This is a genomic window from Novosphingobium resinovorum, from assembly GCF_001742225.1.
GTDB lineage: Bacteria > Pseudomonadota > Alphaproteobacteria > Sphingomonadales > Sphingomonadaceae > Novosphingobium > Novosphingobium resinovorum_A.
In genome coordinates this window covers 3684896-3704396 of the sequence record NZ_CP017075.1, presented here as the reverse complement: position 1 = coordinate 3704396, position 19501 = coordinate 3684896, and the positions used below count along the sequence as shown (strand labels likewise).

Below are 19501 nucleotides of genomic sequence, written 5' to 3'. Positions count from 1 at the left end.
CGGGACCGGTGGCTATCTTTAGGCACAACCTCGCTGCCGGCGCCGCAAGATGGGCTGTTCACGGCCAGCGGTCCCGGATCAGGTCCGGGACGACGCCATTATGCCAGCGCCCTGTCGAGCATCTGCGCCAGACGCAGCCCCGCCCGCTCGATGCGTTCATCGACGATCGGAATCGTCTGTTCGATCGCAGCGTTGGTCCAGACGATCTTCTGCGGCTCCTTGACGTCACAGGGTAGCTTGCCGCCGAACGCCAGCGGATAGAGCACGTCGCGGCTGATCTCGTAGCTCTCGCGGGTCCAGTCTTCCAGCGTGCCGGTCGCCAGCCGCGCCTTTTCGGCCGCGCTGTAGACGCGCACCAGCGGCGGACGGGCGGAGGTGATCGCGCGCTCGGCCAGCGTCGTGTCCCAGATCGAGTGCAGGTTGCGGCCCGGCGCGTCGCCGTAATCGGCCTTCACCGCGTTGCCGCCCTGGTCCTCGTTCTCGCCGATATGCAGAGGCTGGTGAATGTCGCCGACGAAGTGGACGAGGAAGACCAGCGCTTCGAGCCGCAGCACCGGCGCCAGCTTGTGGTTGGCCAGCAGCTTCTCGTCGCGCTCGATCTGCGCGGTGGCGCACATGCCGTCGCGGCACAGTTGCTTGAGGTCGAAAGTCCCGCAGACCGGCTGGTCGTGGTAGTGCCAGGAATTCTGGTAGGCCCAGCGCCAACGCTCGCCCTTGATGCAGTCGGGCCAGGTCGCGGCGTCCTCGATCGTGCGCATCGAGCACTTGGGCGTGTCCATCTCGCGCTCGTGGGCGAGCAGCTTGCGGATGGCGACGCGGGTGGCAGGGCGAACGTTGGCCATGGCGATGCCCGCCACGGTTCGGTGCCCCATCGCGCCCCAGGCGAAAGCCGGGCTGGATACGATCGTCGCAAGAGCGGCGAGGAGAAGGAGAACTTTGCGCATCATCAGGCCACCGGGTGCTCGTACTGTTCGATGACCCAGTCCTCCGCCTCGGCGGCGGCGATCCAGGCCTGCATCCATTCGTGCTCCCACACCGCCTGCATGTAGGCCTGCGCGAAGCCGGGCACGCCGATGCCGTACGTCAGGAAGCGGCTGACGACGGGGGCGTAGAACACGTCCGCCGCGCCGAAGGTGCCGAACAGGAACGGACCGCCCTTGCCGAACCGCGCCCGCGCCTCCGCCCAGAGGGTGAGGATGCGCACGATGTCGGTGCGGGTCTCGTCCTCCAGCCCCGGCAGTTCGACGCGAGAGCGGATGTTCATCGGGCAATTGCGGCGCAGCGACAGGTAGCCGGAGTGCATCTCCGCCACCATCGATCGCGCCATAGCGCGCGCCGCGTCGTTCTTGGGCCAGAAGCGGTCGCGGCCGACCTTGTCGGCAAGGTAGTCGACGATGGCGAGCGAATCCCACACCACCGCCTCGCCATCCCACAGGATCGGCACTTTGCCGTGGCTGGGGGCAAGGTCGTCGGAGGACTTCTTGAAGGCTTCCCATTCCTCGCCGAACAGGGGCACGGTGATCTCGTCGAAATGTAGGCCGGACTGTTTGCAGGCAAGCCAGCCGCGCAGCGACCAGCTGGAATAGTTCTTGTTGCCGATGATGAGCTTCACGGGACGGCGTTCCTCGGGATGGCTGAACAAGCGGCCTAGTGGCTGGGGGGCGCTGTGTCGAGGTGAAGAAAAGGCCCACCCCCAGCCCTTCCCGCAAGCGGGAGGGGAGAAGATGCGCAAAGCCCTCCCGCATGCGGGAGGGCCGGAAGGCTTGGCAGCTTGCCTGCCTAGCCGGACGGGGTAGGTATCAGCTCGCCCTCAGAACGCCCGCGTGATCATGTAGAACAGCGCACCCACCGCCGCGCTGGCGGGGATGGTCACGAACCATGCCACGATGACCCGGCTCGCCACCGACCAGCGCACCGCACTCGACCGCCGCGCCGCGCCGGTGCCGACAATGGAGCCGGTGATGGCGTGCGTGGTCGAGACCGGAATGCCCAGCGCCGACGCCCCGAACACCACGATGGAGCCCGCCGTGGAAGCACAGAACCCCGAGTGGTGATTGAGCTTGGTCAGCTTGGAGCCCATCGTCTTGATGATCTTCCAGCCGCCCGAAAGCGTGCCCAGCGAAATCGCCAGGTAGCACGACAGCACCACCCAGTGCGGCACATGGAAGCCCCCGGACATGTGCCCGGTCGAGTAGAGCAGCACGGCGATGATGCCCATCGTCTTCTGCGCATCGTTGCCGCCATGGCTGATCGAGTAGGCCGCGCTGGAGAGCAGGTGGAGGCTCTTGAAGATGCCGTTCGACTGGCGTGGGGACGTGCCCTTGAACAGCCAGCTGGTCAGCAGCATCAGCGCCATCGCGATGACGAAGCCGAGCACCGGGGAGACGAAGATCGCGGCGATGGTCTTTACCGTGCCCGAGCTTTCGACCACCGCGAAGCCGCCGTGCGCCATGCCGGCGCCGAGCAGGCCGCCGATCAGCGCGTGACTGGAACTGGAAGGGATGCCCTTGATCCAGGTCAGGACGTTCCAGAACATCGCCCCCACCAAGGCACCGAACACCACGGCCGGGGTGACGGCATCGACGTTGATGATGCCCTTGCCCACCGTCTCGGCGACGTGGAGGCCGACGAAGAAGTAGGCGAGGAAGTTGCCGGCGGCGGCGAACAGCACCGCGAAGACCGGCGAGAGCAGCCGCGTCGCCACCACCGTCGCGATGGCATTGGCGGCATCGTGCAGCCCGTTGAGGAAGTCGAACGCCAGCGCGAGCGCGACGAGGCCGATCAGCAGCGGCAGGGCAAGGCTGTGGTCCATGGGCGGGCCTTTACGAGTGGTCGATGACCAGCCCGTCGATCTCGTTCGCGAGGTCCTCGAAACGATCGACCACGCGCTCGAGGCGCTTGAACATCTCCTGCCGCACAAAGAAGTGCATCGGGTTGGTCAGGTCCGCCTTGAACAGGCGCTTGAGCCCGGCCGCGTGGATCTCGTCGGCGTGGCCTTCCATGCGCACGAGGCGCTCGGTCAGTTCGTGGAGGCGGTGGCCGTTGTCGCCGATCTTGCGCAGCAGCGGGATCGCCTCGGCGGTCAGGCGCGCGGCATCGACGATGATCGCGGCCATGTCGATCATCTCGGGCTCGAACTCGCTTACCTCGTAGAGATCACAGGCGTTCGCCGTCTGCTGCATCTCGTCGATGGCATCGTCCATCGTGTTGATGAGGCTGGTGATGGCCGAGCGATCAAACGGCGTCAGGAAGCTGCGACGCACCGTCTGCAGCACTTCGCGGGTGATGTCGTCGGCGTCGTGCTCGCGCTCGGCGATCTCGCGGATGTGCTGGGCGCGGCCCGGACCACCCTGCGCGAGGCGGGCGAGTGCATCGGCGCCCGCCACCAGCGTGGCGGCCTGCTTCTCGAACAGGTCGAAGAAGTTGCCCTGCTCGGGCAGCAGCTTCTGGAACCAGGCGAACATGGCATTGACCCCTGTCTTGCTTGCCACCGTGTCCACGGCTGCGCCCAGGAAGCGCGCGGGACTGGCGGCGGCGCGGAATTCACGTGCGCCGAAGGAACGTATGAGGGCGCGAAGGTCCTCTTCGTCGACCGCCCTAGCCGCTTCCTCCAGCGAGAACCAGCGCCGTTCGCGCTGGTGCTGCTCGTCCCATGTGGAAAGCTCGTCGGTGACCGCGAACGGATAGACATCGACGTCCGCCCATACCGAAGCGCCCGAATTGCGCTGCTTACGGTAGCGGTAGGAGCCCAGCGGCACTGGACAGGTCGCGCCCAGCACGCCTGCTTCCTCTTCCGCTTCCTTCGAGGCGGCGGCGTGCGGTTGCAGGCCCTTCATCAGCCCGCCCTTGGGAATCACCCAGCGACGAGTGCTGCGCGAGGTGATGAGCAGAATCTGGATCGGCGCGTCGACGGCGGGACCGACGGTGCGGTAAGGAAGAACGGCAATCTGGCGCATATGGGCGAGATTCCTTTCATCCCTCGACGCGTGAAGCTGCGCCCCATAGGGGACGGCGCGCCGTCATGCAAATGTCACAAACAGAGACACGGTCTCGATTGTGGACTCGAATGATGAAAGGATGATTTCCGCAACGCTACGCGGCCGGCGCTTGCGTCGTCCCGGACCCGATCCGGGACCGCTGGGTACTCTTGAGGCGAGAGCTTGCGATGGGCCACTGCGGCGCTGCGCGACATATCTAGGTCGAGCAGCTTTGCCAGCGATCGCGGCATTCGCCGGGATGACGATTGGGCACTCCCCAATCCCACCCCGGACTTCCCAACCTCGCTCAGGCTGAGCTTGTCGAAGCCCCGCCGCGCGCGGAAGTGGTTCAGAGTTCCGAATCGCCCAGCACGGCAGCGCGCAGTTCCTCGATCCCAAGGCCCTTTTCGGAACTGGTGACGTGGACCACCGGGAACGCGGCGGGATGCTTGCGCGCCTCGGCGATGGTGGCGGCGTGGACCGCTTCCAGTTCGCTGGCCTTGATCTTGTCCGCCTTGGTCAGGACGAGGCGATAGCCCACCGCCGCCTGATCCAGCATCTCCATCATGTCGAGATCGACCTGCTTCACGCCGTGGCGCGAATCGATCAGCACCAGCGTGCGCTTGAGTTCCACACGGCCACGCAGGTAGTCGCGCACCAGACGGCGCCAGGTCTCGACAACCTTGGGCGGCGCCTTGGCGAAGCCGTAGCCCGGCATGTCGACGAGGCGGAACTTGAGCGGTTCGGCCACGTCGAAAAAGTTCAGCTCCTGCGTGCGGCCCGGCGTCACCGAAGTACGCGCGATCGCCTTGCGGCCCACCAGTGCGTTCAGCAGCGAGGACTTGCCCACGTTCGACCGGCCCGCAAAGGCGATCTCCGGCGCATCGGGATCGGGCAGGAACTGGAGCGACGGTGCCGACTTCAGGAACGTCACCGGTCCCGAGAACAGCTTGCGCGCGCGCTCCGTCAGTTCTGCCATTTCTTCATTCACGCGATCATCACTCACTTTGTACGGGCCGCCGCGCGTGCCTTGTCGGCCGCGTCCTTCTCGGCTTGCGCCTTGAGCTGCGGATGGCGGCTGTAGAGGAACTTCTGCTGCGCGATGGTCAGGATGTTGGAGGTGATCCAGTAGACCAGCAGGCCCGAGGCGAAGGGCGCCATCACGAACATCATGAACCACGGCATCAGCTTGAACACCTGCTGCTGCGCCGGGTCCATCTGGGCCGGGTTGAGCTGGAACTGCAGGTACATCGTCGCGCCGAGCAGCAGGGCGAGCAGGCCGATCGCCAGGAAGCTGGGCGGATCGAACGGCAGCAGGCCAAACAGGTTCAGGATGTGCAGCGGATCCGGAGCCGAAAGGTCCTTGATCCACAGCACGAAGGGCTGGTGGCGCATCTCGATGGCCAGGATCAGCGTCTTATAGAGCGCGAAGAACACCGGGATCTGCAGGAACATCGGCAGACAGCCTGCGAGGGGATTGACCTTCTCCTGCTTGTAGAGGGCCATGATCTCCTGCTGCTGCTTCTGCTTGTCGTCCTTGTAGCGCTCCTGGATCGCCTTCATCTTCGGCTGGATCGCGCGCATCGCCGCCATCGAGGCGAACTGGCGCTGGGCGACCGGGAACATCATGCCGCGCACGATGAGGGTCAGCAGGATGATGGCGACGCCGAAGTTGCCGACAAGGCTGAACAGCTTGGTGAGCAGCCAGAAGATCGGCTTCTCGAACCAGCGGAACCAGCCCCAGTCGATCGCGAGGCCGAAGTTGGCGATGCCCTGCGCCTCGTAGGCGTCAAGCACCTTGTGCTCCTTGGCGCCCGCGAAGATCTTGGTCGTCACGCTCTGGCGCGTGCGCGGCTGGATCACTGCCTGATCGTATACCACGTCGGCGCGGAAGATCTGGTTGCCGAGCGAACGGAACGTGCTCTCCGCCTTCGCGCCTACGGGAATAAGGGCCGACATCCAGTAGATGTCGGTGAAGCCGATCCAGTCGGTGCGGCCCGCTTCGTTGACGGTGCCGGCTTCGGCCACGTCCTTGTAGTTGGTGCCGAAGGTCACCGAACCGTCGAAGGCGCCGATCGGCCCCGAATGGACGTTCCAGGTATCGAGGCTTGCAGTCTTCTCGGTACGGTTGACGAGCGCGAAGGGCTTGACCGAAACCGCGCCGCCGCCCGCGTTCTCGACGGTCTGCTGCGCGGTGATCATGTAGTTCTGGTCGATCGAGTACGTGATCGCGAAGCGCTGGCCGGTGGGGTTCGCCCAAGTCAGGGTCACCGGGGTGGTCGGGGTCAGCGTGGCGTTCGCGGGCGCGGTCCAGACGGTCGAGGCGGTCGGCGCGGCGACGCCGCCCTCACCCAGCCAGCCGACCTGTGCAAACTGCTGCGCGGGAGTCCCCGCGGGCGAGAAGATGCGGACCGGGCCGGAATTCTTCTCGACCGTTTCGCGGTGGCGATTGATCACGAGGTCGTCGACGATCGCGCCGGTCAGGTTGATAGAGCCCGAGAGGCCGGGCGCGGAAATCTTCACGCGGCCCGGAGCAGCCAGCTCGGTCTTGAGGTCGGTAGCTTCCAGCGTGCGGTCGGCGGCATCCATCAGGCCACCTTCGCGCGTCGGCTTGGTGGGACTGGAGGCGTTCTTGGCGCCGCCGGACTCGACGATCTGCGTCGGGGTCTTGGCCTGCGGATAGAAATAGCCGACCCCGGCCTCCCAGCCGAAGAGCACGAGCGCGGTCAGTACGACCGCAAGGATGATGTTACGCTGGTTTTCCACGAAAGCCTGTTTCCTGCCCGTATCTTCGTCTCGGCGGCGGCCATGTGGGGCCGCCGGCATCACTTCGCCAGTATCTAAGGTTCAGTCCGGCACGGGATCGTGCCCGTGCCCACCCCAAGGATTGCAGCGCAATAGACGCCACAGCGCCAGCAATCCACCCTTGATCGCACCATGCTTGCGAACCGCGATAATCGCGTACTGCGAACAGGAGGGGGAGTAGCGGCAGGTGGGCGGCATGATCGCCGAAGGACCGAGTTGCCACAATCGCGCGACCCCGATGATCGCCAGCCCCGGAAGCGAGACGAGGAAGGCGAGAACCTTGGTCATTTGCGAGGACCGCGCCTGCGATTCGGCTGGCGAGGGGCGTCCCCCTTGCCGTCCCGCGCCCGTCCCAGCGCGGCGACGAGTTCGCCGCGCAGCTTTTCGAAGTCGCGCTCGACCCCGCCTTCGCGGCCGATCAGGACGTGGTCGGTGTCAGCCAAGCCATGCTCGGGGAGCAGTTCGCGCAGCAAGGCGCGGAAACGCCGTTTCATGCGGTTGCGCACGACGGCATTGCCGATCTTCTTGGTCACCGTGATCCCGGCGCGCCGTCCCAGCCCGTCATTGCGGTTGGCCAGCAGCACGAAACCGGGACGCGCGACTCGCAGGCCGCGATTGGCGGCGAGAAAGTCCGAACGACGGCTCAGGACCGTGTAGGCGTCAGCCTGCTTCATGACAGCTCGAACGTCGGGACATGGCGATTCGCGCCAAAACAAAACGGCGCCAGCCCATGCCCTCGCGCAAGGCGAGAGCGTGGGCTGGCGCCGCTTATGGCAGGAGCTTTGCGCCCCTGCCGATCCCGGCGGATTAGGCCGAGAGCTTGGCGCGGCCGCGAGCGCGACGCGCGCGCAGAACCTTGCGGCCACCGACGGTCGCGGTGCGGGCACGGAAGCCGTGACGACGGGCGCGAACAAGGTTGCTCGGCTGGAAAGTGCGCTTCATGTCAGTCCTCGAAAATCTAACAAAAAGGGCCGCCCAAACCGGACGACCATGGAAATCGTTGGCCGCCGTTACTGGAACGACGGGATTGAGTCAACAACAGCCGCAAGCTGGACGAACTGAAAACGCGGGCTCACGTCCACTTTCACCTCGTCGAGTTGCACCCATGCACTCATCTCTCCCGCATCGAGCCAGCGCGCCGAAGCGAAGGGCACCGAATTGGTCATGGCATAGAACGCCTGCGCCTCGGCCGCATTCATGCCCATGGCGCGGTAGTAGTCGATGTAGCGGCGATTCTCGGGGGCATTGGCGGCATAGTCCGAGGGCTCGAGCCCGGTGTCGTCCTGCCAGGAATGCACCGCGAACTCGGAGCCCGGATCGGCGTAGCGCCGTGCGCCCGCCAGGAACAGTTCTACCCCGCCCGAACGCACCGACCCTCCCGCCGGAACATGGGTGACGATGCCGCTGCGGCGAATCATCTGGCCGACCTGCAGGTTGGCGAGGTCGTCTTCGGTGCCGGGGCAGTCGATCATCTCGATCGTGGCAATTCCGGGATGGTCGCGCAGCATCGCGGTGAACTGCCCGGGCGTGCGCGCGTCGGTGACATCGACCAGCGCCGCCCGGCCCTCGTCCAGCACGCGGAACGGACCGTAGGCCGGACCTTGCGGAATCGCAGGCGCTTCGATCGCGGTAGTGAAAAGGGTGCGCTCGCCCCCGGTAACGACGGAATCGGTGACCTCGTCGACAGTCTCGTACTCGATTACCTGCGCCGACAGGGGGGACACGGCGAAAAGGGCGACCAGAGCAAGACTTGCGGAAAGCGAGCGCATCACAAGTCTATGCCGGGAACACCCTTACCCTCTTCCTCACGGGTCCGGTTAAAGTGCTGTAAGGTATATTTTTGAACATGGCGCCGCCGCGAGCGGGCCTTACTAGACGAGGTCTTCTTCGCAATTCTTGCAGAAAGGCCCTTCCCTTGGTCGCCATCGTCTCGACCGTCGCGTACCTCGGGCTCGAGGCGCGTGCCGTCGAGGTGCAGTGCCAGATCGCACCGGGAATGCCCGGCTTCACGCTGGTCGGCCTGCCCGACAAAGCCGTGCGCGAAAGCACACAGCGGGTAAGCGCGGCGCTCACCGCGATGGGGTTGGCGCTGCCGCCCAAGCGGATCATCGTCAACCTCTCCCCCGCCGACCTGCCCAAGGAAGGCTCCCACTTCGACCTGCCGGTAGCGCTGGCGCTGCTGGCGGCGATGGGCGTGGTCGATGCCGAGCAACTGGGCGATTTCGTGGCCGTGGGCGAACTCGCGCTCGATGGCCGGGTGATCCCCTCTCCCGGCGTATTGCTGGCGGCGATCCACGCCAGCGAGCACGAGAAGGGCCTGATCTGCCCGGCCTCGCAAGGCTCGGAAGCGCGCTGGGCCAGCGGGGTGCCGGTCGTCGCGGCGCCCAACCTCATCAGCCTGCTCAACCACTTGCGCGGCATCCAAGTGCTGCAGACGCCACCGCTGGGCGAGGTCGAAACGCGGGCAGGCGGCCCCGATCTCCGGCAGGTCAAGGGACAGGAAACCGCCCGCCGCGCACTAGAGATCGCGGCTGCGGGCGCGCACAACCTGTTGATGGTCGGGCCACCGGGTGCGGGCAAGTCGCTGCTCGCATCGTGCCTGCCCGGCGTCTTGCCCGAACTCACCCCGGCCGAAGCGCTGGAGGTATCGATGGTCGCCTCGGTAGCGGGCACGCTGGAGGGCGGGCGGATCAGCCGTGCCCGGCCGTTTCGCGCGCCGCATCACTCCGCCTCGATCGCCGCTCTGACCGGTGGCGGGATCAAGGTGCGGCCGGGTGAAGTTTCGATGGCGCACCTCGGCGTCCTGTTCCTCGACGAACTGCCCGAATTTCAGCGGCAGGCCCTCGATTCGCTGCGCCAGCCGCTGGAAAGCGGCGAAGTCACCGTCGCCCGCGCCAATGCCCATCTCACGTATCCCGCACGAGTCCAGTTGATCGCGGCGATGAACCCATGCCGGTGCGGCTACATGGGCGACCCCGCCCTTGCCTGCAGCCGCGCGCCGCGCTGCGGGGCGGATTACCAGAGCAAGGTTTCCGGGCCGCTGCTCGACCGGATCGATCTTCACGTCGAGGTAGATCCCGTCCGCGCCGTCGATCTCGCCCTCCCGCCACCAAGCGAAGGCAGCGTGCAGGTCGCCGCCCGGGTGGCTCAGGCGCGCGAGATTCAGGCGGAGCGACTGAACGGCACCAAGGCGCGCACCAATGCCGAACTCGACGGCGACCTGCTGGAAGCCCACGCCACCCCGGACGAGGCCGGACGCCGCCTGCTGATGCAGGCCGCCGAAACGATGCGCCTCTCCGCGCGCGGCTACACCCGCATCCTGCGCACCAGCCGCACGATCGCCGATCTGGCGGGGGCGGGTCAGGTCACCCGCATTCATCTCGCCGAGGCGCTGAGCTATCGCCGCCGTGCTCCGGTGGGGTGAGAGCCCGCGCAAGGTAACAGGGTTTACACGGTTGACACGGTCCAGAGAGAAAAGGTGTCACCTTAGAGCCGCAAGGTGACACATTTTGCGTGCGATGTGTCACCTTGTGCGAGTGAGGTGTCACCTTGCGGTGTAACCTTGTGGTGGGAGTTGAGCGACGGACGGTCATGAGCGCAGTGTATCGGAGTGCCCGTTGTGTAGGAAAGCCGACCTTCGGCAAGCGCCCCATGCACGAACCCGCTTCGCGGGAGGGCGCATGGTGCATTGTAGCGTGTTATATGTAGGCCTTTAGCGGGGCGAGACTGGCAGTTCTTCAACGGAGAGGAACTTGCCATGACTGTCTCGATCAATACCGCCCCGATCAGCCCGCTGCGCCAGCGGATGCAGCACGACATGATGATGCGGGGCCTCGGTCCCCACACCCAGCAGGATTACGTGCGGCATGTGAAGCGCCTTGCAGCCTTCCTGGGGCGCCCTCCCGATACGGCAACGGAAGAGGACCTTCGCCGCTTTCAGCTCATGCAGCATGAGAGCGGGGTCAGGCCGAGCACCATCAACGGCACCGTGTCGGCCTTGCGCTTCCTGTATAACGTCACGCTCAGGCGACGCGATCTGGCGCGGGCCCTGGTCGTCACCCGCATCGTGCCCCGGCTGCCCGAAGTGCTGAGCGTCGAGGAGGCAGCGCGGCTGCTGCAGTCCGCGCCCGGCATGAAGTACAAGGCGGCGCTGGGCGTGGCTTATGGCGCGGGCCTGCGCGTGTCGGAGGTGGCCCACCTCAAGGTCGACGACATCGACAGCACGCGCATGCTGATCCGGGTCGAACAGGGCAAGGGAGGCAAGGATCGCAATGCGATGCTCTCGCCCCAGCTGCTCGAGCTGCTGCGGATGTGGTGGCGTGAGGGGCACAAGCGCGGGGTGCTGATTGCGCATGGCTGGCTGTTCCCCGGCCAGAACGTCACCGACCCCATCTCGACCCGGCAACTGCACCGCGCGGTTCAGGAGGCGGCCGAGGTGGCGGGCATCCGCAAGCGCGTCAGCCCGCACACCCTGCGCCATTCCTTCGCCACGCACCTGCTCGAGCAGGATGTCGATATCCGCGTGATCCAGGTCCTGCTGGGCCACAGCAAGCTGGAGACCACCGCACTCTACACCAAGGTGTCGACCCGCACGATCCACGCCGTGTCGAGCCCGCTCGACCAGTTGATGGCGCTGATGGAAGGCAAGGCACCCACAGGGTCGGCCGACGCCGGTTGAACCGGTGCGCGCCGACCTCGAGGTCGCGGACATCTTCCGTTCTGCAGGACCAGCCTACCGGGCGGCCCATGCCGGGCACCTGAGCCTTACCCAGCTCAAGGTGATGTCCGCGATCGAGACCTGCCGCACCGCGGCCTTGGGCGGTCACGTCGAGGCCTGTGAGGACTGCGGACACTGGCGGGTCGCCTACAACAGCTGTCGCAACCGGCATTGCCCAAAATGCCAGGGCGCCGCGGCACGCACCTGGCTGGCCGAACGGGAGGCCGACCTGCTTCCCGTCGGCTATTTCCACGTTGTCTTCACGCTGCCCGCCGAGGTCGCGGACATCGCATTCCAGAACAAGGCTCTGCTCTACGACGTGCTGTTCAAGGCGGCCGCGCAGACGATGCTGACCATCGCCGCCGATCCCCGCCATCTGGGCGCCCGGATCGGGATCACCGCCGTGCTGCATACCTGGGGGTCGGCAATGACTCACCATCCGCATGTTCACATGATCGTGCCGGGCGGCGGTATCGCGCCCGATGCAAGTCGCTGGATATCCTCGCGTCCGGCCTTCCTCCTGCCCGTGCGCGTTCTGGGTGCGCTGTTCCGCCAGCTCTTCCTCGCCCGGCTGAACGCGCTGCACGATGCCGGCAAGCTCGCCTTCTTCGGCTCCCTGACCGATCTGACAAAGCGGCGGGCCTTCCAGCGCCACCTTGCCCCGGCGCGTAAGAAGCGCTGGGTGGTCTATGCCAAACCGCCCTTTGCCGGCCCCGAAGCGGTGCTCGCTTACCTGTCGCGCTATACCCACCGCGTCGCCATCTCGAACCGGCGCCTGATCGCCTTCGACGAAAACGGCGTGACCTTGCGCTACAAGGATTACCGCCGCGATGGACCCGAACGCCAGCGTGCCATGACGCTCACCGCCGACGAGTTCATCCGCCGCTTCCTGCTCCACGTCCTGCCACGCGGCTTCCACCGCATCCGCCATTACGGCCTGCTCGCCAGCGCCGCGCGCCACGACAATCTCGCGCTCGCCCGCCGCCTGCTTGCCGTCACACCGGAGACGCAGGTGCCAGAGCCCGAAGCCGAGCCCGGCACCTGCGCGCCATGCCCGTGCTGCGGCGGGCGCATGATCGTCATTGAAAACTTCCCACGCTGGAGCCAGCCCCGCGCACCGCCCAAGCCAACCCCGCCGATCCGGGAGCGCATCGCATGACCCGGCATGATCCGCCTGCCGCGATGGCCACGCAAAGCGCGCGATGGTCAAAGGGCCGACTTGCCCCCGGCACGCGCCGCGCCCACGTCCGCTCCTGGCATCAACATCGACAGCCTGGCAAACACATCTCCGGCGCATCCAGACACCGACCGCTGCGCTGCTGTCGTGCCTCCATCAAAGCGCGCACTTCACCCCGCCACACCACACGAAAGCGCAAATCCCCATAGCCCACTCTACCGGGCACGCGGGTTCCTGCATGGGAGGCTTTCGTACGCAAGCGCCCGAAACCCTTCACCATAGCGGACGCTTCTGCTGTAATTGCCACATCCCTAATGCAGACATAAGATTGGGAGAGGCAGGAGGCGCGCATGGTGTATGAAGTTCAGCAAATCCGTATCATTGACGCCTCGGGCCTGCTCGGGCTTGTTGATACACAGGCGTATCCGGCGTTCGTTTCGGAGGACTGGAGTTACGACGATATAATCTCCCACTTCGAGGAGCAGATGCAGCAGAAAAAAATCCTCGTGTGGGACTGCGGAGACGGTGGCGACGACTACTCTATTGAGGTTCGACGCGGATTTACGACAGAACCGGGGTTTCGTGAAATAACCGGAGGCGTAAAATCTTCCGGCGATGGATTGTATTTTGCATCATATACGGCGCTCACGATGGCAGCGCAATTTGACGATGAGACGCTACCAAGCAAACATGAAGCTGATGCGCATGTGAAGCTTGAGCCGGGGCCTTATCGGTTGAGGATCGTTCAGCGATTTGATCCGACGCGGATCGGAGAAAGGGAGGGTCCCGACTTTATCGTCGAATTGGAGCAGGGCGAGTGCGAGCCCTTGCTTGCGGTTGCTTGGCTACAGACTTCGCCACCTTAATTTTTGACGGTATTTTGCCCGAGATTAGCCGAAAGCGGACTTACCGCTTCCCACTCAAATCCGTCATTCAAACACCGTCGTCATCCCAGCGAAGGCTGGGACCGCTATGACCATGATATGCAATCTCGGCAGAGTTGCGGCAGCTTTTTCCCAGCCTAGCCGAGATGTCGCGACAGAACGAGAGCGGTCCCGGCCTATGCCGGGATGACGGTCTGGTTATGAAACGGCAGATAGCCCCTTACTCCCGCACATCCAGTTGCCGCAGGACTTCGGCCACTACCTTGGGCGAACTCGAAAAGTCGAGGTGACTGCAGCGGATCGCCACCGCGCGGTCGCGCTCGTGCGGCCAGCCGGCGGCGGCGCGGGGCTGGATGATGCCGTCGCGCGGGCTCCACAGCGCGATCGTCGGCACGGCGGGCTTCTCCGAGAAATCGCAGTCGATCGGCGGGCTGTCCACCGAATGGCCGGTCACCACCTGATAGGCCTTCCACGCATTGTTGGCCCGCGGATCGCCCGAGAACGGCGTGCCCATGGTGATGACCTTGGCCACCAGATGCGGCTCGCGCCGGGCGATCTCGCGCGCGAAGAGGCCGCCGAGCGACCAGCCGACCAACGCCACCGGGTGCCAGTTCTCCCGCGCTATGATCGCCACCCGGCGCATGAGGTAGGAGAAATTGCGCTCGTTCGGCCCGAGGTTGAGGCCCAGGCCCCACTGGTGAACATGGTGCCCCGCGGCGGAGAGCGCGTCGGCCATCGGCTTCATCCGCTTGGGATGCGCGCCGAAGCCGGGCAGCAGCATGACCGGCATCGGGCTGACTGCCGGCTGCACCCGCTGCCCCGTGAACCGCACCTTGTGGCCGCCCCGATAGAGCGAGCGCAGTTCCGCCCACAGCAGCTCGAGCGGCGGCTTGCCGACCCCCTCGGGGTGCTGCTCGCGCGCGAAGGCGGCGCGCCGCGCGATCGCGGCGCGCAGGGATCCCGCGAAGCGTTCCTGTTCCTCGTTCAGCGGATCCATCGCTCTCTTCGCGTTACCCCATCATGTCTTGCAGTCGCCGAGGCGAGTGGTGGTCAAGTGCATCGTCATCTTCATTGAACCCGTGGGCGCAGGTCCGCCGGTGGTATCCATGTCGACCGTGACATCTGAACCATCGCGCCTGACCGTGCCATTAAGCGTCATCGTCGATTTGCCATCACCGGCGGACTGGCAATCCATCTGGGCATCAAGCCTGCCGCCATCAACGTCGAACTTCGAATAGGAGCACTCGTTCCCCTTGCCCACACCCCTGAACATGTCGCGATAGCCTTTTTCGGCGTCCGCCCTGGTCAGGCAGATGGTGCTTTCCTGCTTCGCCGCCATCATCGACTTCATCTGTTCGGCGGCTTCCTTCGGCATGCCCGGCACTTCGAGACGGGTGATCTCCACCGTCTGCCGATACTGGCCCGGCTGCGGAGTATCGAGCTTGGCCGCCTCGTGCTTCACCTCCTCCGCCGACTTCGGTGCACCGCCGCTCCCGGCTTGCTCGCCGTCGTCCTTCGATCCGCAGCCGCCCAGAACCAGCGCGCCCGTCATCATGCTCAGCGCCGCGATCATGATCCTGCCCTTCATGGCCTTCTCCTCTCCCTGAGATGGACCGAGGGCTATCACCGCCCTGCCCCAACGCCAACGCCCTGTTGCCGCGGGAACGGATATACCCCATATGTTCCGCCATGGCAGAGATCATCATCCGGCGCGGCCTCGAAGAACCCGATACTTCGGAGAACTTCGTCCCCCACAAACCGCAGCGGCCCGAGAAATCGATGCCGGGCAAGCCGTTCAAGATCGTCTCGGACTATGCCCCGGCGGGCGACCAGCCGACCGCCATCGCCGAACTCGTCGCCAGCGCGGCCGACGGCGAGAAGACGCAGGTGCTGCTGGGCGTCACCGGCTCGGGCAAGACCTTCACGATGGCCAAGGTGATCGAGGAACTGCAGCGTCCCGCGCTGATCCTCGCCCCCAACAAGATCCTAGCGGCCCAGCTCTACGGCGAGTTCAAGGACTTCTTCCCGGACAACGCGGTCGAATATTTCGTCTCCTACTACGACTACTACCAGCCCGAGGCCTACGTGCCCCGGTCGGACACCTACATCGAGAAGGAAAGCTCGGTGAACGAGGCGATCGACCGGATGCGCCACTCGGCCACCCGCGCGCTGCTGGAGCGCGACGACGTCATCATCGTCGCCTCGGTGTCGTGCCTCTATGGCATCGGTTCGGTCGAGACGTACTCGGCGATGATCTTCGACCTCGTCACCGGCAAGGCGCAGGACCAGACCGAGATCATCCGCAAGCTCGTCGCCCTGCAGTACAAGCGCAACGACGTGGCGTTTGCGCGCGGCAACTTCCGCGTGCGCGGGGACAATCTGGAGCTGTTCCCCAGCCATCTGGAAGACGTGGCCTGGCGCATCAGCTTCTTCGGCGACGAGATCGAGGAGATCGCCGAATTCGATCCCCTCACCGGCAAGAAGGGCGCGGTGCTGGAAAAGGTGCGCGTCTATGCGAACTCACACTACGTCACGCCCGGGCCGACGATGCGGCAGGCGAGCGAGGCGATCCGCTTCGAGCTGACCGAGCGGCTCAAGGAACTGGAGGCCGAGGGCAAGCTGCTGGAAGCCCAGCGGCTTGAACAGCGCACCAACTTCGACCTTGAAATGATCGCCGCCACCGGATCGTGCAACGGAATCGAGAACTACAGCCGCTTCCTGACCGGGCGCATCCCCGGCGAGCCGCCGCCGACCCTGTTCGAGTACCTGCCGGATAACGCCCTGCTCTTCGTCGACGAAAGCCACCAGACGGTGCCGCAGATCGGCGCCATGTCCAAGGGCGACCACCGCCGCAAGATCACGCTGGCCGAATACGGCTTCCGCCTGCCCAGTTGCATCGACAACCGCCCGCTGCGCTTCAACGAGTGGGACGCGATGCGCCCGCAGACCTTCGCGGTCTCGGCCACGCCCGGCCACTGGGAAATGGACCAGACCGGCGGCGTCTTCGCCGAACAGGTCATCCGCCCCACCGGCCTGATCGACCCCCCGGTGGAAATCCGCCCGGTGGAGGATCAGGTGCAGGACTGCATCGCCCAGTGCAAGGAAGTGGCCGCCAAGGGCTACCGCACCCTCGTCACCACCCTCACCAAGCGCATGGCCGAGGACCTGACCGAGTTCATGCACGAACAGGGCGTGCGCGTGCGCTACATGCACTCCGACGTGGAGACGCTGGAGCGCATCGAACTGATCCGCGATCTGCGCATGGGCGTCTACGACGTGCTGATCGGCATCAACCTGCTGCGCGAGGGCCTCGACATTCCCGAATGCGGCCTCGTCTGCATTCTGGACGCGGACAAGGAAGGCTTCCTGCGCAGCGAAACCTCGCTGATCCAGACCATCGGCCGCGCCGCGCGCAACGTGGACGGGCGGGTGATCCTCTACGCCGACCGGATAACCGGTTCGATGGAACGCGCGATGGCCGAAACCGACCGCCGCCGCGCCCGGCAGGAGCAGTTCAACCTCGAAAACGGCATCACCCCGCAGACGATCAAGCGCCGCATCGCCGACATCGTGGCGGATACCGCCAGCCGCGACGGCGTCATCGTGGACCTTGAGGACGACAGCACCAACAACCTCGTCGGCCACAACCTGCGTGCGTACATCGAGGACCTCGAAAAGCGCATGCGCGCGGCAGCAGCAGACCTTGAGTTCGAGGAAGCCGGCAGGCTGCGCGACGAGATCAGGCGGCTCGAACAGAGCGAGCTTGGCTTGCCGGAGGCGGAACACAAAGCGCCGAGGGTGGGGCGTTCTAACGAGGGCAAGCCGGGCACGCGAAAGATGCGGTACGGGAAGACGCAACGTAAGTTCGGGAAGTAACGCAAGGGCCTTTCAGTCACCCCTCCGCTTCAATTCCAGCAATTTAACTTCCTCATCGAATAGAATACTTGATGATGCATGGCTGCGATGACGGACGAATTTGACGATGACATCAGTGTCCTGTATGAAGGACAAATCTCGATCCGTCAGACGAAACACTTCGAAATGTGGCTCTCGCGGCTTCGCGATCGCCGGGCACAATTGAGAATAGGCGATCGCCTTCGGAGACTTGGCGATGGACATGAAGGCGACGCGAAACCCGTCGGAGGCGGAGTGCAGGAATTGCGGCTGCATTTCAGCCCCGGCTATAGAATATACTACATGCGGCAAGGCGACGTTCTGGTCATCCTGCTGATTGGCGGAGACAAGGATTCTCAGCCGCGCGATATTGCCAAGGCCAGGCAATTGGCCAGGGAAGTAAACGATGGCTTTGGAATTGACTCCGTTTGATCCTGCTGTGTACATCGAAACCGAAGAAGATATCTTGGTCTATCTCGAAGCGGCTATGGAGGGCAACGACCCCCGGCACATCGCTCGCGCATTGGGTGACGTGGCCCGCTCGAAAGGCATGAGCGAAATCGCCCGCAAGACCGGCCTCGGGCGGCAGGCGCTTTACAACGCGCTCTCGGAAAGCGGCAATCCGACACTGGAAACGCTCACTGCCGTTCTGAAGGCGCTCGGACTGGAACTGACTGTTCATCGACCGGCGGCGTGAACCAAACGCAGCTCGCTGGCCGCTGACCCTACTCCGGCCGCGTTTCCGGCAGTTTCAGCAGCACCGGCAGCACGCATAGCGCCACCACCGCGATCATCACGCCCGGTGCGCTCGGTGACGCGGCGCGGGCAGTCAAAACTTGTGCCAGCCATGGTGTGAGGCCGCCGAACAGTGCGGTGGCCGTGGTCGCTCCTAATGCGAGACCGCTGAGGCGCCCTTGCGCGGGCACTTGCTCGGCCGTGGCGACGGCGCCCACCGCGCTGACACCCCCGGCCAATGCCGCAAGCAAGACACCGCCGCCCAGCGCTCCTGCCACAGAAACGCCCGCCAGCCACTGAAACAGCGTGTAGGGCAGCGCCGCCGACAGCACCGCCAGCACCACCAGTACCGGCCGCCGCCCGAAACGGTCCGATGCCAGCCCCACGAAAGGCGTCACCACGATCACCGCCAGCGCCGCGATCGTCGCCAGTTGCAGCGCTTCCGCCTCGCCCAGACTTCCAACGGAGGTCAGGTAGACCGGCACATAGGTAATGCCCACATAGTACGTGATCGATCCCAGCGCCGAAATCGCGAAACCGCGCAGGATGCCCGCACGGTGCCACGACAGGGCATGGGCCAGCGGACGCGCAGCCAGCGTGCCGGCCTCGCGATGGGCCTCGAACTCGGGCGATTCCGCCATGGCGGCACGGGCCAGCAGAATCACCCCGGCCAGCGCCGCGCCGAAGAAGAAGGGGATGCGCCAACCCCAGCCGTCGAGTGCGGGCGTGGGCAACAGGCTCACAACCAGCGCGGAGATGCCCGCTGCCAGCAAGCCGCCGATCTCGCTCGTCGCGGCGGCCAGCGAAGTCACGAGACCGCGCCGATGCCTTGGTGCGCCTTCGAGGAGGTAGGCGACGACGCCGGTGTACTCTCCGCCCACGGCGAAGCCCATCACGCAGCGCAGCGTCAGCAGCAGGAGGCCCGCCATCGGCCCGATCTGCGCCGCGGTCGGCAACATGGCCGTAAGCAGCATCGCTGCCGTCATCAGCGCCATCGAGGCGAGCAGGGTCGCGCGCCGCCCGCGCCGGTCTCCGAAATGACCGAAGACGATCGCGCCGACCGGCCGCATCAGATAGGCCATGGCGAAGCCAAGCAGCGCCGTCAGCACCGCGTCCTCGCCCAGGAAGAACACCCGTGACAGCACTGTCGCGAGGTAGAGGTAGAGGGTGAAGTCGTACCACTCCACCACGGTCGAAAGCGCCGCCAGGGCAAGCGAGCGGCGGTCCAGAGAAGCGGCGGGAGGCGTTGGCATGGCCTCTACAACGCCGCGCGCGTCATCTTGATCCGGCCGGATGGCGACCACCGTTTTCC

The 19501-nt window shown here is 65.3% G+C and carries 20 protein-coding genes; 7 read left to right on the top strand and 13 right to left on the bottom strand.

The features are described from left to right. Positions 1-98: 98 nt before the first annotated feature. From BES08_RS17305 to BES08_RS17260, 10 genes are all read right to left on the bottom strand, one after another. Positions 99-944: a S1/P1 nuclease gene (locus BES08_RS17305; protein WP_069709325.1), complete on the bottom strand. Its 846-nt coding sequence runs from the start codon at positions 942-944 to the stop codon at positions 99-101. Positions 945-946: 2 nt separating this feature from the next. Beyond that, positions 947-1612, bottom strand: coding sequence for a glutathione S-transferase family protein (locus BES08_RS17300; protein WP_069709324.1), 666 nt, complete (start codon positions 1610-1612; stop codon positions 947-949). A gap of 198 nt (positions 1613-1810) precedes the next feature. Then, positions 1811-2812 carry an inorganic phosphate transporter gene (locus BES08_RS17295; RefSeq protein ID WP_008831756.1) on the bottom strand — a complete coding sequence of 334 codons (1002 nt, stop codon included), beginning with the start codon at positions 2810-2812 and terminating at the stop codon, positions 1811-1813. 10 nt (positions 2813-2822) lie between these two features. Further along, positions 2823-3956 carry a DUF47 family protein gene (locus tag BES08_RS17290; protein WP_008831757.1) on the bottom strand — a complete coding sequence of 378 codons (1134 nt, stop codon included), beginning with the start codon at positions 3954-3956 and terminating at the stop codon, positions 2823-2825. 370 nt (positions 3957-4326) lie between these two features. Then, entirely contained in the window at positions 4327-4956 is a 630-nt protein-coding gene (gene yihA / locus BES08_RS17285; protein ID WP_008831758.1) for a ribosome biogenesis GTP-binding protein YihA/YsxC, read from the bottom strand. Positions 4957-4979: 23 nt separating this feature from the next. Next, complete coding sequence (gene yidC / locus BES08_RS17280) at positions 4980-6743, bottom strand: membrane protein insertase YidC (protein ID WP_008831759.1); 1764 nt, start codon at positions 6741-6743, stop codon at positions 4980-4982. Between the two features lie 81 nt (positions 6744-6824). Then, a complete protein-coding gene (yidD, locus tag BES08_RS17275) occupies positions 6825-7070 on the bottom strand; it encodes a membrane protein insertion efficiency factor YidD (protein ID WP_069709045.1) in 246 nt (81 codons plus the stop codon). Continuing rightward, positions 7067-7456, bottom strand: a complete 390-nt coding sequence (gene rnpA / locus BES08_RS17270; protein ID WP_069709044.1) for a ribonuclease P protein component — start codon at positions 7454-7456, stop codon at positions 7067-7069. The genes yidD and rnpA overlap by 4 nt, the downstream gene beginning before the upstream one ends. A 133-nt stretch (positions 7457-7589) precedes the next feature. Continuing rightward, positions 7590-7724, bottom strand: a complete 135-nt coding sequence (gene rpmH, locus BES08_RS17265) for a 50S ribosomal protein L34 (protein WP_008831762.1) — start codon at positions 7722-7724, stop codon at positions 7590-7592. A 68-nt stretch (positions 7725-7792) separates the two neighbouring features. Then, the gene (locus BES08_RS17260; RefSeq protein WP_008831763.1) at positions 7793-8551 is read right to left on the bottom strand and encodes an alpha/beta hydrolase; all 759 of its coding nucleotides are present in this window, start codon (positions 8549-8551) and stop codon (positions 7793-7795) included. A 146-nt stretch (positions 8552-8697) separates the two neighbouring features. Between BES08_RS17260 and BES08_RS17255 the strand changes: the two genes are divergently transcribed. The 4 genes from BES08_RS17255 to BES08_RS17240 all read left to right on the top strand — a co-directional run bounded on the left by BES08_RS17255 (position 8698) and on the right by BES08_RS17240 (position 13542). Next, positions 8698-10206, top strand: a complete 1509-nt coding sequence (locus BES08_RS17255; protein WP_008831764.1) for a YifB family Mg chelatase-like AAA ATPase — start codon at positions 8698-8700, stop codon at positions 10204-10206. A gap of 333 nt (positions 10207-10539) precedes the next feature. Beyond that, entirely contained in the window at positions 10540-11460 is a 921-nt protein-coding gene (locus tag BES08_RS17250) for a tyrosine-type recombinase/integrase (RefSeq protein WP_069709043.1), read from the top strand. A 4-nt stretch (positions 11461-11464) separates the two neighbouring features. Then, positions 11465-12658, top strand: a complete 1194-nt coding sequence (locus BES08_RS17245; RefSeq protein WP_069709042.1) for an IS91 family transposase — start codon at positions 11465-11467, stop codon at positions 12656-12658. A 368-nt stretch (positions 12659-13026) separates the two neighbouring features. Continuing rightward, entirely contained in the window at positions 13027-13542 is a 516-nt protein-coding gene (locus BES08_RS17240) for a hypothetical protein (protein ID WP_069709041.1), read from the top strand. Between the two features lie 238 nt (positions 13543-13780). Here the strand turns inward: BES08_RS17240 and BES08_RS17235 are convergent, their stop codons facing one another. After that, positions 13781-14557 (bottom strand): esterase/lipase family protein, encoded by a 777-nt coding sequence (locus BES08_RS17235; RefSeq protein WP_008831766.1) that lies wholly within the window; start codon positions 14555-14557, stop codon positions 13781-13783. A 21-nt stretch (positions 14558-14578) separates the two neighbouring features. Continuing rightward, entirely contained in the window at positions 14579-15133 is a 555-nt protein-coding gene (locus tag BES08_RS17230) for a DUF3617 domain-containing protein (RefSeq protein WP_231958076.1), read from the bottom strand. A 116-nt stretch (positions 15134-15249) separates the two neighbouring features. Between BES08_RS17230 and uvrB the strand changes: the two genes are divergently transcribed. The 3 genes from uvrB (at position 15250) to BES08_RS17215 (ending at position 18151) form a co-directional block, all read left to right on the top strand. Next, on the top strand, positions 15250-17436 hold the full coding sequence (gene uvrB / locus BES08_RS17225; protein ID WP_008831768.1) for an excinuclease ABC subunit UvrB: 2187 nt from the start codon (positions 15250-15252) through the stop codon (positions 17434-17436). 78 nt (positions 17437-17514) lie between these two features. After that, a complete protein-coding gene (locus BES08_RS17220) occupies positions 17515-17886 on the top strand; it encodes a type II toxin-antitoxin system RelE/ParE family toxin (protein WP_231958074.1) in 372 nt (123 codons plus the stop codon). Further along, complete coding sequence (locus BES08_RS17215) at positions 17861-18151, top strand: addiction module antidote protein (protein WP_069709039.1); 291 nt, start codon at positions 17861-17863, stop codon at positions 18149-18151. Before BES08_RS17220 ends, BES08_RS17215 begins: the two co-directional genes overlap by 26 nt. A 28-nt stretch (positions 18152-18179) precedes the next feature. On the opposite strand, the gene BES08_RS17210 is transcribed toward BES08_RS17215, so the two are convergent. After that, entirely contained in the window at positions 18180-19442 is a 1263-nt protein-coding gene (locus BES08_RS17210; RefSeq protein WP_069709322.1) for an MFS transporter, read from the bottom strand. Positions 19443-19501: the final 59 nt, after the last annotated feature.

Bases quoted from the DNA above. Each gene is read 5' to 3' on its own strand.
- BES08_RS17305 (WP_069709325.1), bottom strand. From the start codon at position 944: ATGCGCAAAGTTCTCCTTCTCCTCGCCGCTCTTGCGACGATCGTATCC.
- BES08_RS17295 (WP_008831756.1), bottom strand. From the start codon at position 2,812: ATGGACCACAGCCTTGCCCTGCCGCTGCTGATCGGCCTCGTCGCGCTC.
- BES08_RS17290 (WP_008831757.1), bottom strand. From the start codon at position 3,956: ATGCGCCAGATTGCCGTTCTTCCTTACCGCACCGTCGGTCCCGCCGTC.
- yihA (WP_008831758.1), bottom strand. From the start codon at position 4,956: ATGGCAGAACTGACGGAGCGCGCGCGCAAGCTGTTCTCGGGACCGGTG.
- yidD (WP_069709045.1), bottom strand. From the start codon at position 7,070: ATGACCAAGGTTCTCGCCTTCCTCGTCTCGCTTCCGGGGCTGGCGATC.
- rnpA (WP_069709044.1), bottom strand. From the start codon at position 7,456: ATGAAGCAGGCTGACGCCTACACGGTCCTGAGCCGTCGTTCGGACTTT.
- rpmH (WP_008831762.1), bottom strand. From the start codon at position 7,724: ATGAAGCGCACTTTCCAGCCGAGCAACCTTGTTCGCGCCCGTCGTCAC.
- BES08_RS17260 (WP_008831763.1), bottom strand. From the start codon at position 8,551: ATGCGCTCGCTTTCCGCAAGTCTTGCTCTGGTCGCCCTTTTCGCCGTG.
- BES08_RS17250 (WP_069709043.1), top strand. From the start codon at position 10,540: ATGACTGTCTCGATCAATACCGCCCCGATCAGCCCGCTGCGCCAGCGG.
- BES08_RS17240 (WP_069709041.1), top strand. From the start codon at position 13,027: ATGGTGTATGAAGTTCAGCAAATCCGTATCATTGACGCCTCGGGCCTG.
- BES08_RS17235 (WP_008831766.1), bottom strand. From the start codon at position 14,557: ATGGATCCGCTGAACGAGGAACAGGAACGCTTCGCGGGATCCCTGCGC.
- BES08_RS17230 (WP_231958076.1), bottom strand. From the start codon at position 15,133: ATGATCGCGGCGCTGAGCATGATGACGGGCGCGCTGGTTCTGGGCGGC.
- uvrB (WP_008831768.1), top strand. From the start codon at position 15,250: ATGGCAGAGATCATCATCCGGCGCGGCCTCGAAGAACCCGATACTTCG.
- BES08_RS17220 (WP_231958074.1), top strand. From the start codon at position 17,515: ATGGCTGCGATGACGGACGAATTTGACGATGACATCAGTGTCCTGTAT.
- BES08_RS17215 (WP_069709039.1), top strand. From the start codon at position 17,861: ATGGCTTTGGAATTGACTCCGTTTGATCCTGCTGTGTACATCGAAACC.
- BES08_RS17210 (WP_069709322.1), bottom strand. From the start codon at position 19,442: ATGCCAACGCCTCCCGCCGCTTCTCTGGACCGCCGCTCGCTTGCCCTG.